A 12,964-nucleotide genomic window follows, 5' to 3' on the forward strand; every position below is an offset into this window, starting at 1 on the left:
TTTAGTTTTAAATGACCAATGTTTAAATTTCGCGTTTTTTTAGCTACTTGCTTGTTTTTTGCTGCACTCTTTAGTGTGCAAAGCCATGCTATGGGCGTAAAGCACGAATTAAACAGTAACCAAAGCAGTTATAGCGATGTTATTAATGTTGACCATTTAACTAACATTTCCGTACCTACAAAATCGCTTGGCGATTTACAGCATAAAAACTCAAAGCATTCTGATTTTGATGCGCATCAACCTAGGCTAACAGCCAATAACTCATTTTTATTTTTACACAGTGCGCAGGGCGATCCTGAATACGATGTAGTGCATGAGTTTTTTGCCCTAAATGGGTGTAGGCATATTTTTTTGCGACCGCAAGCAGTCAACATAAGTCAGCCTTGGTATACCTGGGTATTTAAAAGTAAAAAGTCGCGCTTGAGCGGCTGGAAAGACGCTAACCTGTTATACACCGCTGTAACCACCTACCACGCTTAATGTTTCTTATTTAATTTAATTGGTTTTAACGCTTCGCGTTTTGACCTGCAGATTAATTGTGCCTAATAGGTACGTTACTGGGCTATGCCGAGTAATAAGGAATAACTATGTTAAGTCTAAAAAAAGATAAAAAGCAATTTAAGGCTAAATTTAAATTAAGCTATGTAGCCATGTTGATTGTATTGGTTTTACTAGCAATAAGCGCCTTACCTAATTTATATCCGAATAAGTCATGGTTGCATATTAGTGCAGCTTCTGATGTTAAAACGCAAGTAATGCCAAGTACTGAAAACCTAGTTAGCTTTTTAAATAGCCAAGGTTTTGAAGTGAGTGAAAGTTTAAAAGACCAAGCAAATATTAATGTACTTTTAAATACACCTACACAAAGTGCCCAAGCTCAGGCGGCTTTAAAATCAAACTTTCCAAATACACAGGTTAAAATTGTTGAACATGCAACCAGCCCTATTTGGTTACAAGAGTTTGGCTTATCGCCTATAAAGCTGGGTCTTGATTTAAACGGCGGGGTATTGTTTGTACTTGATGTTGATTTAAATAAAGCCATTGATGAGCAATTGCTCAGTGCATATCAACAAACAAAAGCCATTATTGTTAAGCAAAAAGCCTATGGCGTTAAAGCGAAGCAGACTAATCAGGGCTTTGAAATAAGTGCGCTTGAGAATGCTGGCGATAAGCTAACAGTTGTCATAAAAGAGCTTAAAAGCCGTTTTGAAAACCTCACTACAACCACATCAACTAATGGCAACTTACAGGTCGTTAAAATTAGCTATTCTGAGCAAGGGCGCAGCGCATTTGATAAAGAAGTGATGAGCCAAACACTCACCACACTTCGCTCACGTATTGAAGAGCTCGGTATAACTGAGGCCGTTACACAGCGCCAAGGTAAGCAGCGCATTCGTATTGAGCTACCTGGCGTGCAAGATCCAGCTGAAGCAAAACGCATAATTGGTGCAACCGCGTCATTGGGGTTTTATCAACTTAAAGAGAGCGGCGGGCAAACGTTTAATTTGCAATCGGGAGGGACTATTAAGCTCGACCCTGTACCTATATTTACCGGTGAGCATATTAATAACGCTAATATAGGCCGTGATGACTGGGGTAAACCTTTGGTACAACTGAGCTTAGATGGCCAAGGTGGCGATGCTATGTCGGCTTTTTCAAAGGCGAATATAGGTAAACCTATGGCAACGCTCTATTCAGAGTATTCACAAAATGCTAAAGGTGAAGTGGTTAAAAAAAGCGAAGTTATTAATGTGGCTAATATTGCCCAGCATTTAAGCTCGCGTTTTAGTATAACCAATATGCAAAGCCAACAAGCGGCTGCCGATTTAGCGCTATTACTACGCGCAGGATCACTCACTGCGCCCGTAACTATAGTGCATGAGCAAACTATTGGTCCAAGCCTTGGCCAAGACAATATTAATAATGGATTAGCGGCGTTAATGTTAGGTATGGGTTTAACGCTTGCGTTTATGGCACTGTGGTACCGCCGTTTAGGGCTTATTGCAAATGTTGCGTTAATTTTAAACTTAACCTCTTTAGTGGGGCTAATGTCGTTATTACCTGGGGTGGTTTTAACTCTTCCAGGAATAGCAGGCTTAGTATTAACTATAGGAATGGCGGTTGATACTAACGTGATTATATTTGAACGAATAAAAGAAGAGCGTCGCAAAGGTCGCCCCCCGTATCAAGCAATCCAAGAGGGTTATAAACAGGCTGCTAATACTATATTTGATGCCAATATTACCACCATGATCACCGCGATTATTTTATATGGCATAGGCTATGGCCCAGTAAAAGGCTTTGCGATAACGCTGGCGCTTGGTCTTATCACATCGGTGTTTACTGGAGTGTATGTATCTAAGTATTTAAGCCAAAGCCTATATTTAAAGCTGGGTAAAAAAGCAGGAGTAAACGCGCATGCTTAACACTTTTTTAAAATGTGACACAGGGACGCGTATGCGTTATACAGGCTTGCTTATAAGTGCCATATTTGTGTTGTTATCGGTATTCACCATTGCACAAAAAGGGCTTAATTTTGGCCTTGATTTTACGGGTGGTTATTTAACAGAATTTACCACCAGCCAAGGTGTTGAACTAAAACAGCTTGAGCAATTTATTGCTAAAAACCATCAAGGTGAATTTGAACTTACAGCACAGGGCAATAATCATTTTCAATTAACGCAAGCGCCAAGTGAGGAAGCTAATAATGATGCTTGGAAAACCGCGATTAGCCAAAACCCAGATATAAACGCTGAGGTTTTATCATCGGCTTATATTGGCTCTCAAGTGGGTGATGAATTATTTGAGCAAGGCTGCTTAGCCTTATTTACTGCGATGGTAGCGGTAATGATTTATTTAGCTGTTCGGTTTGAGTGGCGTTTAGCATTAGGCTCTGTGGTGGCTTTATTACATGATTTAGTGCTGGTGGTTGGCTTATTTTCGTGGTTACAAATAGAGTTTAACCTAACCGTTTTAGCCAGTTTATTGGCAATTATTGGCTACTCCCTAAATGACTCAATAATAGTGGGCGATAGAGTACGCGAGCTGTTGCGCATACCAACAAACATCACACTCAAACCAAGTCGTATTATCAACAGTGCTATTAAAAGCACCTTAACTCGTACGCTTATTACCTCAGGAACTACGCTCGCAACAGTGGCAAGTGTTTGGCTGTTAGCTGGCGAGCCGCTGCAGGGGTTTGCCATTGCTTTGTTTGCAGGAATAGTCGTAGGCACGCTGTCGTCTATTTGTATTGCTGCTACATTACCTGAGCTACTTGGGTTAAGTGCTAAAAACTACGATAAGCAAGTGGATCAGCAAACGCAGGCATTAATGGATATGCCATAGCCTTAAATATTAGCATTGTTGTTACACAGCAAAGGGATTGTGTTCGATGTAGCAACAATGCTAATACCAACCTACATAAATATTTGAACAATTTAACGAATTAAATCCCCCTATAACGTTGTTAAAATTTTTTCATTTAGAACAACTAGATGTCAAAAATTTTGCCTAGTTATAGAGCAATTTTCTTATCGTTAAAATAGGTCCCATATCCAAGCAGATTGGTATAAAATAGCAAATTATTTTTATCGAATTGAGTGAATTCTCCAAATGAATAAAGCCCATGTTACTGAGCACCTTCGTTTTGCCTTAGATGAGCAACTAAACACTGCTAAAATTGCAGCTCAAACAGCTCACGATACCGCTACCCATGAAGAAAGTATTGCAGAGACCCAATACGATACCCTCGGGCTTGAAGCTGCCTATTTAGCACAAGGCCATGCAGAGCGAGTTAATGAGTGCTATAAAGAAATACAACTATTTGAAGCCATATACAACGAACCCGTTACAGGCACTGTCGTTATAAGCTCATTGGTATGTTTAGAAGACGATGCCAGCACACAAAAATGGTTTTATTTAGGCCCAGCAGCTGGTGGATTAACCGTTGATATTAAAGGCACAACCATTCAAGTACTTACCTCTGGCGCACCATTAGGCCAACAGTTATTAGGTAAACAAGTCGATGATGAAGTTAGTTTAACACTCGGTGATGTAAAACATAGTTACGATGTGGTTGAAGTGCTTTGAATGTGGTATTTATTTGTCTCTTACTCTGAGGCGCAGCATCTCGTAGGCCTCTTTGTTAAATTATTGCCTAAAACTTATAGAATAAAATTAAAGATGAGCCGTTTATGAACTTGGTATTGGTCAGTGATATTTTTGGTAATACAGCGGCTTTAAAAGCATTTGCTGAAAAACTAAACGCTCAGTCTATTGTCGATCCCTATGGCGGGGTTGATATGGCGTTTAACTGTGAACAGCAGGCCTATGAGTATTTTAGTCAGCATATTGGCCTTGATGAGTATGTAGCTATTTTACAAAAAGCGATTAAACCACTCGCTGGCAACACTATATTGATTGGTTTTAGTGTTGGCGCATCGGCAATTTGGTCAATGTCTGCACACCCGGCGATTAAAACGATAGCTAAGGGCATTTGTTTTTACAGCTCGCAAATTAGGCACCATACAGATATACAACCACAATTTGAGATTGAACTCATTTTTCCGCATTATGAGCCGCACTTTGATGTTAAATCATTACAGGTGGAGCTTGCAACAAAGGCTAATGTTAACGTAAAGCATGTTGATTACTTACATGGTTTTATGAACCCACACTCAAGTAACTTTAATCAGAATGCTTACGATCAAACATTAGCTGCGCTATCTAAAGAGCTAAAAAATTAGCAGTTAAGCGTTATTGCTTTGTGTTAATTTTTACAAGTGAGTTTTTGTAATTTCAGGCTTTTTTCACAAACTTAGCCGTTACCATCATTTCGCCAATGCCATCTACTTTACAATCTAGCTGGTGATCTTTTTTATCAAGCACACGTCTTACCAAAGCTTTAGTACCAATTTTTATAACCTGAGAACTGCCTTTAATTTTTAAATCTTTCGCAACGGTTACTTTGTCACCATCGGCTAGTAAAGTGCCGTTTGCATCTTTTACCAAAATAGCGTCTTCATCGCTTGTATTATTTGGGTTCCATTCATAAGCACATTCTGGGCATATAAGCAGCTGTTGGTCTTCGTAAATGTATTCACATTGGCATTTAGGGCAAGCGGGAAGAGACATAATGATCACTTTTAGTGGTAAATTTTGGCTATTTTAAAACACAAATTAACAATAAAAAAGTTCATCAAATATTTTTATCTTCACGCTAAAAATATCTCGTTTGTGTGTATTTAAAAAAGGGCTTATAAATCACATGTCGCTTAAGCAATTTAAGCGCTAACGTTTATAGTAGATATTCGTTAAAGCACCTATCGTATTAAGTGATTTGCATTTGCTGCACTTAGTGCGATAGGTGTTTCTATTTGCTGTTTAACTACCTGAGCTAACTAGCCAAGGTATTATTTATATTTTGACTTAACTAGGAAAAGTCGTGTTTAAAACCTTAATTGTGGTTGATAACAATGAGCAAGCACTTGCTCTTTCATTTGAAAATGTAATTACATTTGACACCTATTTACGAGATTACCCCAAACGTAACGAACCTAAAACCCGCATTATTAATTTATGCGACTCAAGCCAATACTTGAGTAAGGGTTATTATTGTTCATTGCTTGCAGAAGCCCGCAAACACCAAGTATTACCAAGCGTTAAAACAATAAACGCGCTTAGAAGTGGACAAGCACCTATTTTAAATACTGGGCATATTGATGGCGCAGTTTATTTTGGTAATGCTCTAAACGAATTACAAGGTAAAGCGGCTAAATCGGTATTTAAACAATACCCAGCGCCTATTTTATTTGTCGATCAGCAAGGTTTATTGCAACAAGGCTCTTTAACCTCATTAAGTGAGCAACAATATGCTGCGTTTATTGAAAAGCTCAATGAGTTTACCCAAACGCAATGGCGTATTGGTAAAGTAGAGCGCCGTTTTCGTTGGGATATGGCGATATTGGTTGATCATAACGAAAAAGTACCGCCAAGTGATAAAGATGCAATTACACGTTTTATAAAAGCAGCAGCGAAACATGGTATTAACGCAAAAGCACTTAGCTTTGAGGAAATAGATAATATTGCCCAATTTGATGCGTTGTTTATTCGTCAAACAACAGCGATTGATCACCCAACCTACCGCCTTGCAAGTAAAGCGCAAAGCCTTGGTTTAGTGGTGATTGACGATGCGGAATCTATTTTACGGTGCTGTAATAAAGTGTACTTACATGATGCATTTAATTATCAAAAAGTACCGAGCTTAAAAACCGTGGTGGTGGCAGATCAATCAAAAGACACAATTGAGCAACTAGAAGCGTCGTTTACTTATCCGCTGGTATTAAAAATGCCAGAAGGGTCGTTTTCAAAAGGCGTTTATAAAGTTGCTAATCGTGATGAATTAGAAGCTAAGCTTAGTGAATTATTTGCACTGAGTGCGCTGGTATTGGCACAAGAATACATGTACACCGAATACGATTGGCGCGTAGGGGTACTTAATGGTCGTGCTATTTATGCATGTCGTTATTTAATGGCGCGTAACCATTGGCAAATATACAACCATGACGCAAAACGGTTTTTTTCCGGTGGCTTTGAAACTCTACCAACCTTTGAGTTACCAAAAGCTGTGTTAGACGCTGCTTTAAAGGCCTGCAAAACAGTGGGTAAAGGTTTATACGGTGTAGATGTTAAAGAGCACCAAGGCCGTGCGTATGTATTGGAAGTAAACGACAACCCGAGCATTGATCACAAAGTAGAAGATGGTTACTTAGGTGACGAGCTATACATGATCATAATGGATGAGTTTAAACAGCGGTTAGAAGCACGAGGCCGCGGCTAATGCCTATTGCTCTGGTTGAAAAAGTAATAGTGGCAGAGGCGACTAAGCTAGTTATTCGCCCTGCAATAACCTCTGACTTAAAGGCGTTGGTGGCGCTTGAAAATACTTGCTTTAGTAACGATAAGCTAAGTGCGCGTAGTTTAAAGCGCTGGCTTGGGGCTAAACATGGGATTTTATTAGTTGCTGAGCAAAATGCGCAACTATGTGGCTATGGCTTAGTGTGGTGCCATAAAGGCACGCGTTTAGCGCGTTTGTATTCGTTAGCCGTATTACCAACAATGCAGGGCAAGGGCATAGCCAAAAAATTACTCAATGAACTTGAAAAAGCGACCAGTGAGCGTGGACGTATTTATTTGCGCCTAGAAGTTGCAGTAAATAACGACAGCGCCATTGGGCTTTATAAAAGTGTGGGGTATCGCGTATTTGGTCAATACAGTGATTATTATGACGATCACAGTGATGCCTTACGCATGCAAAAAAATATTCGCCAAACCAGTGAGTTGCAGGTTGAGCGTTTAACGCCATGGTATCAGCAAACCACCGAGTTTACCTGTGGTCCTGCTGCGTTATTAATGGCAATGGCTGCTCTTGACTCAAACACAGAGCTGAGTCAGTCACATGAATTAGCTTTGTGGCGTGAAGGCACCACGATTTTTATGACCTCTGGACATGGCGGTTGTCACCCATTTGGCTTGGCACTGGCTGCAAATAAACGCGGTTTTACAAGTGAGGTAATTGTTAATACATCTGAACCATTATTTTTAGATGGGGTTCGCAGTGATAACAAAAAATCAGTATTGGCCACGGTTCATCAACAGTTTGTTGAGGGTATGGCAGCGGCAAATATTTCAGTTACACAAAAAGATGTTGAATTAACTGACATAGAAAACTGGTTGAGTCAGGGGTTTAGTGTGTTGCTGTTAATTAGTACGTATCGGTTTGATGGTAAAAAATCACCGCACTGGGTGTGTGTAACCCATTTAGATGCACATTGTGTTTACGTACATGACCCATTTTGCGAGCCTGGAAAAGATAACCAGCTAGCAATAGATTGTCAGCACGTACCAATTGCACGTAGCGACTTTAGTAAAATGTCGGCATTTGGTAGCCAAAGGCTCCGGACGGCAGTTGCTATTGGTAAAGTAAAATAGATTAGGATATTAAGTGACATTTTTAGATTTTATCGATGTAGCGCCATACTCATGGGCAGCTATTGGCACCGCCGCTTTTTGTGGCGCTATTATTGGTATAGAGCGTCAATTGCGCGGTAAACCTGTGGGTATTCGCACATCAGCATTAATAACGTTAGGCACATATTTGTTTTTATCTACGGCGTTTAATTTACAAGGGGATGTGATTGATCATTCTCGTGTAGTGGGGCAAATAATCACGGGTATTGGTTTTTTAGGCGCAGGCGTTATGCTAGCAAAAGATGGTGCAGTAGTAGGGGTTACCTCCGCGGCCACTATTTGGGTGCTTGCGTCTATTGGGGTGATGATCGCAACCGAAAACTTAGGTGCTGCAATTAAGCTTTCTGTATTGGTGGTTGGTATTTTATATGGTGTTGATGTGCTCGAAGCTAAGTTTAAAAGCCTCAGCAAAGGTGTGCATGCTAAAGTAAAAAGTTATCACAAACGTTATTATCGAAAAGACAGTATAGATAGCGAACGCCACTAAATAGTGGCGTTTTTCATGCTGGTAGAGTTGCGTTTAGCAAACTAAGTGCATCGTTAATTGCTGTGGGGCGGCCAATAAAATAACCTTGCACACTATCTACATTGAGCTTTCTTAACGAGTTGAGTTCTTCTTCAGTTTCAATTCCTTCGGCAACGATGGTGCAGTCGATTGCTTTTGCAAACCCACACAGTGCTTTTGCTAGCAAAAACTTACGATCATCAGTGTTTATATTTTGTGTGAGGCTGATATCTAATTTAATAATATCGGCTTCAAGCTCTAAAATGTGCTGAAATGACGAAAAGCCTGCGCCTACATCGTCAATGGCCAAGCGAAGGCCTTTGTTTCTGAGAGGCCTAAGTGCAGTTCGCATTTTTTCGTAGTCGGAAATTGGCGAATGCTCAGTAATTTCTAATACTAGCCTAGTGCAGTCAATGTTTTGTAATGTATTTTTAAGTGCACCGCTTAGGATATGCGATGGTGAGCAATTAATAGCAATGTAAGTTGAATTATTAAATTTGGCTATGTTGGTGACTGCATTTTTAATGGCTAGCATTTCTAATGCTTCATTTAAGCCAACCTTTTTTGCTTCTTTAAACCATACATCAGGAGTTTTATAAGGTGTAGTAAAAAATCGAGCAAGTGATTCAAAACCTGCAACTTTATTATTTTTTAAACTAAAAATAGGTTGAAAGTAGATACTAATATCATTATCGCTAATAATTTGCTCAATAGCTGACTTGGCGTGATTCCGCGATATACTTTTTGATAAGTTTTTTTCAATTAAGCCAGTCGCTATTTCCGAAATAATATTTAAAAACGATAAATCGCGATCGTTCAAGCTCTCATCATGGTGTGATTTATAACAACAAAAAGTACCGTATAATTTACCGTTTGACAGGTTGATAGGTACACCGATATAAGCGCCTATACCTAACATTTTGGTTACGGGCATAGCCTTGGTTATTGGGTTTGCGTTGGTATTAGTAATAATAGGGCTAAGCTTGTCATCGGTGATTTTTTGACAATACGTTTCATTAATCGGATCGGCATTACCCACTTTAACAATTTGGTTTTCAGAGGGATTATCGACCACTTTAAAAACCCGCTCATCGTTAATAAATTCAGATATAAAAGCAACATCCATATCTAAATGTTTGCGAACTAACGCGAGTAAGTCAGCTAGTTTAGCCTCAATGGATGCGTTGCTTTGTTGATCGACAAGCAGATTGGTAAGTTTATCCATCAGCTATCTCCCTGTATTAATTTCACCACGCTTCATGCGTAATACTATAATTTATATATATAAAAAAATCTAATCAAGGCTATATCAATCTTTGCTAACCATCAAAAGTGAACACGGTTTAGTTAAAACTTAACCAAATAATTTTCGTCGCACGACTTTACGGTATTCGCTGGGTGTTTGGCGTAATACTTTTTTAAATACTCGGGTTAAATGCCCTTGGTCATTATAGCCAACCTCTAAAGCAACTTCCTGAATCGATAAATTAGAAGATGCCAATAAATCTTTGGCGCCTTCTACTCGTAATTGTTGCCAATATTCGATTGGACTTTGGTTAGTGGCACTTCTGAAGCGACGGGTAAAGGTGCGATAACTTAGACTAAATTGAGCCGCAACCTCCTGTAAGTTGAGCTCACTGGCTAGATTGGTTTTTAACCAAAACTGTATTTGTGCAATCAGCTCATCTGGGTGTCTATCTACTGCTCCCTCTAAGTAACGTTGATCTTCATAGGGTTTACGAATTTCATGGGAAAAGTTGCGCTCCACATGTTGTGCCGCTTCTTTACCATAATATTGACTAATAATATGTACGATAACATCAGCAAGTGCATTTAAACTGGCTACGGTATACATACGTTCTGACTGGGTGATAAAAAAATCAGGTTTTAAACTTACATTAGGGTAGTCATGCTTAAACTGTTTAGCATAATGCCAATGGGTAGTAGCGGGATGTCCGTCAAGTAAACTAGCCTCTGCAACAAAACAATTACCTGTGCCTACTCCAATTATATGACTTCCTACGGTAAAGCTCTCGATCAGCCAAGTGACTAATTGTTGATTAGCGCGTATCACCGGGCGAGGGTTACGCCAAATACCAGGCACAATAACTAAATCGCAATAAGGTGAGTTTTCGCTAGTACAATCAGGAATAATCGATAGTCCAGTTCGCGTCTTAATGGCATCACTATTTTTAGCCACTAAATGAATAGCCAGAGGTTTAAAGTTATTTTTATCACTATGGCCTTTAGCAAAAGCCTCACCCGCACGCAGCATCTCAATCGGTAATGTGAGACTGGTTACCAACAAATGCTCAAACACTGCGATACCAATATTTATGGGGGGAGTTAATGGGTTGTTGCTCATTGTGAATGCTCCGACCAGTTGTTTTTGGCCTTTTATGCCGCTTATTTGGCTATTAAAGCACAAAGACGTCTCTATAATCCAATTAAACTAATGTCATATTCTTATAACACGCATTTTAAAGGTAAATTATGACTGCATTACCCGTTATTGTAGGCATGGGAGGCATTAATGCCGCTGGCCGTACTTCTTTTCATCAAGGTTATCGTCGTATCGTGTTAGATAGCTTAGCGGCGCAAGCTCGCCAAGAAACGTTTTTAGGCCTTGCCACATTAATGAACTTAGTGACTACAGTAAACGGCCAACTTGAAGACAGCCAAGGTAATCATGTTGAGCAAAGCGACATTGAAGCACGCTTTGGTGAGCAAATTATTGCTGGTACATTAATTCGAAAAATTGAAAAAGAACATTTTGACGTTGATGCCACACCTTGGCAGCAAAAAATGACTTTAACTGCTTCAGATGATAGTTCAATTGTGTTTGAAACACGTCGTCGTGACTTACCATCGCCTTTACCAAGTAACTGGCAAATAGATGACCTTGATAATAAAAAAGTAAAAGTCACGATTGCTGCTGAGCTAGATGTAAAACATGACTCAACCCGTGATAACCCGATTAAGTCAGCTGGGCAATTTCCAACCGGGTTTGATCCTGCCATTATGTATAACAGCCGCTACCAGCCGCGCGGTTTACAAGCGACCATATTTGCTGCCACCGATGCAATAAAATCAACAGGACTTGATTGGCAACATATTATGAATAGCGTAGAGCCAGATAAAATTGGTACCTATTCAGCATCGGTTATTGGTCAAATGGATGATAAAGGCTTAGGTGGTTTAGTTAAAGCGCGTCAGCAGGGCGATCGTGTTAGTACTAAACAGTTAGCGCTGGGTTTAAATACGATGTCGACCGATTTTATTAACGCCTATGTTACTGGAAATGTTGGGACGACTTTTTCAACCTCAGGCGCATGTGCCACATTTTTATATAACTTGCGCGCTGCCGTTAACGATATTCAAGCTGGCCGTACCCGTGTTGCAGTGGTTGCAAGTGTTGAATGTGCGATTACTCCAGAAGTGGTTGAAGGTTTTGGTAATATGAGTGCGCTGGCCAATATTGAAGGTTTGCGCCGTTTAGATAATTTAACCAATGATGACGAGCCTGATTACCGTAAAAGTAGTCGTCCATTTGGTGAGAACTGTGGTTTTACCTTAGGTGAGGGGGCTCAGGTTGCTATATTAATGGATGATGCACTGGCTCTGGAACTCGGTGCAGATATTATGGGCAGTGTGCCGGATGTATTTGTGAATGCCGATGGAGTTAAAAAGTCAATTACCTCACCTGGGCCTGGCAATTACATCACCATGGCGAAATCAGCAGCACTTGCTACTAGCTTGTTAGGTAAAGAGGCACTGCAACAACGTAGCTTTATTTTAGCGCACGGCTCAAGTACGCCACAAAATCGTGTTACTGAATCTTTAATTTATCATAAAGTAGCGCAAACATTTGCTATTGATAACTGGAAAGTGACTGCGCCTAAAGCCTATGTAGGCCATACTATTGCGCCTGCTAGTGGCGATCAGCTTGCGATTGCGTTAGGTGTATTTAGTCATAATATTATGCCGGGTATTACCACCATTGATAAAGTAGCCGACGATGTTTACAGTGAACATTTAGATATTCGTAATAGCCACTACGATTGTGGTGATATGGATATTGCGTTTATTAACTCAAAAGGCTTTGGTGGAAATAATGCAACAGCGACTGTGCTGAGCGCAAAAGTAACCATGCAAATGCTTGCTAAACGCCATGGTGATGCACTGATGAACAGCTATGTTGAAAAACATAGCCAAGTAAAAGATGCACAGCATACTTACCAAACGCAAGCCGATTTAGGTCAATACTCGCTAATTTACCGTTTTGGTGATGGCTTGATTGATGAAAATGAGATTGTTTTAGATGAGCACAGCATTACACTGCCAGGCTTTGAAAAAGCAATTACATTTAGTACAACAAATTCCTATCAAGATATGTTCTAAGCACACATACTTGTTAGCAAGGCGCTT

Annotated in this window: 12 protein-coding genes; 9 read left to right on the plus strand and 3 right to left on the minus strand. The window is 39.9% G+C overall.

The annotated features are described in order from the left end of the window. Window positions 1-18: 18 nt before the first annotated feature. The 5 genes from ACNSN2_RS06155 (at window position 19) to ACNSN2_RS06175 (ending at window position 4,748) form a co-directional block, all read left to right on the plus strand. Window positions 19-480 carry a hypothetical protein gene (locus ACNSN2_RS06155; RefSeq protein WP_008466921.1) on the plus strand — a complete coding sequence of 154 codons (462 nt, stop codon included), beginning with the start codon at window positions 19-21 and terminating at the stop codon, window positions 478-480. A 107-nt stretch (window positions 481-587) separates the two neighbouring features. Further along, window positions 588-2,426 (plus strand): protein translocase subunit SecD, encoded by a 1,839-nt coding sequence (secD, locus tag ACNSN2_RS06160; RefSeq protein ID WP_418608794.1) that lies wholly within the window; start codon window positions 588-590, stop codon window positions 2,424-2,426. Beyond that, window positions 2,419-3,348: a protein translocase subunit SecF gene (gene secF / locus ACNSN2_RS06165; RefSeq protein WP_418608795.1), complete on the plus strand. Its 930-nt coding sequence runs from the start codon at window positions 2,419-2,421 to the stop codon at window positions 3,346-3,348. Before secD ends, secF begins: the two co-directional genes overlap by 8 nt. A 267-nt stretch (window positions 3,349-3,615) precedes the next feature. After that, window positions 3,616-4,092, plus strand: a complete 477-nt coding sequence (locus tag ACNSN2_RS06170; RefSeq protein WP_138562292.1) for a GreA/GreB family elongation factor — start codon at window positions 3,616-3,618, stop codon at window positions 4,090-4,092. Between the two features lie 104 nt (window positions 4,093-4,196). Beyond that, window positions 4,197-4,748, plus strand: a complete 552-nt coding sequence (locus tag ACNSN2_RS06175) for a hypothetical protein (RefSeq protein WP_418608796.1) — start codon at window positions 4,197-4,199, stop codon at window positions 4,746-4,748. A 52-nt stretch (window positions 4,749-4,800) separates the two neighbouring features. Here the strand turns inward: ACNSN2_RS06175 and ACNSN2_RS06180 are convergent, their stop codons facing one another. Then, window positions 4,801-5,136: a zinc ribbon domain-containing protein YjdM gene (locus tag ACNSN2_RS06180; RefSeq protein WP_010389859.1), complete on the minus strand. Its 336-nt coding sequence runs from the start codon at window positions 5,134-5,136 to the stop codon at window positions 4,801-4,803. 310 nt (window positions 5,137-5,446) lie between these two features. On the opposite strand from ACNSN2_RS06180, the gene ACNSN2_RS06185 reads away from it, so the two are divergent. The 3 genes from ACNSN2_RS06185 to ACNSN2_RS06195 are packed head-to-tail and all read left to right on the plus strand — an operon-like array spanning window position 5,447 to window position 8,518. Continuing rightward, a complete protein-coding gene (locus tag ACNSN2_RS06185) occupies window positions 5,447-6,841 on the plus strand; it encodes a RimK family protein (protein ID WP_054200844.1) in 1,395 nt (464 codons plus the stop codon). Further along, complete coding sequence (locus ACNSN2_RS06190) at window positions 6,841-7,992, plus strand: peptidase C39 family protein (protein WP_418608797.1); 1,152 nt, start codon at window positions 6,841-6,843, stop codon at window positions 7,990-7,992. Before ACNSN2_RS06185 ends, ACNSN2_RS06190 begins: the two co-directional genes overlap by 1 nt. 13 nt (window positions 7,993-8,005) lie before the next feature. Next, window positions 8,006-8,518 (plus strand): MgtC/SapB family protein, encoded by a 513-nt coding sequence (locus ACNSN2_RS06195; RefSeq protein WP_198523105.1) that lies wholly within the window; start codon window positions 8,006-8,008, stop codon window positions 8,516-8,518. A gap of 13 nt (window positions 8,519-8,531) precedes the next feature. On the opposite strand, the gene ACNSN2_RS06200 is transcribed toward ACNSN2_RS06195, so the two are convergent. Together ACNSN2_RS06200 and ACNSN2_RS06205 are read right to left on the minus strand one after the other, a co-directional pair. After that, complete coding sequence (locus ACNSN2_RS06200) at window positions 8,532-9,761, minus strand: EAL domain-containing protein (RefSeq protein ID WP_418608798.1); 1,230 nt, start codon at window positions 9,759-9,761, stop codon at window positions 8,532-8,534. A gap of 129 nt (window positions 9,762-9,890) precedes the next feature. Next, a complete protein-coding gene (locus ACNSN2_RS06205) occupies window positions 9,891-10,901 on the minus strand; it encodes a GlxA family transcriptional regulator (RefSeq protein ID WP_021033106.1) in 1,011 nt (336 codons plus the stop codon). Window positions 10,902-11,029: 128 nt separating this feature from the next. On the opposite strand from ACNSN2_RS06205, the gene ACNSN2_RS06210 reads away from it, so the two are divergent. Next, window positions 11,030-12,937 carry a beta-ketoacyl synthase gene (locus tag ACNSN2_RS06210; RefSeq protein ID WP_055011895.1) on the plus strand — a complete coding sequence of 636 codons (1,908 nt, stop codon included), beginning with the start codon at window positions 11,030-11,032 and terminating at the stop codon, window positions 12,935-12,937. Window positions 12,938-12,964: the final 27 nt, after the last annotated feature.

Source organism: Pseudoalteromonas sp. US3C1013 (genome assembly GCF_048401115.1).
GTDB lineage: Bacteria > Pseudomonadota > Gammaproteobacteria > Enterobacterales > Alteromonadaceae > Pseudoalteromonas > Pseudoalteromonas undina.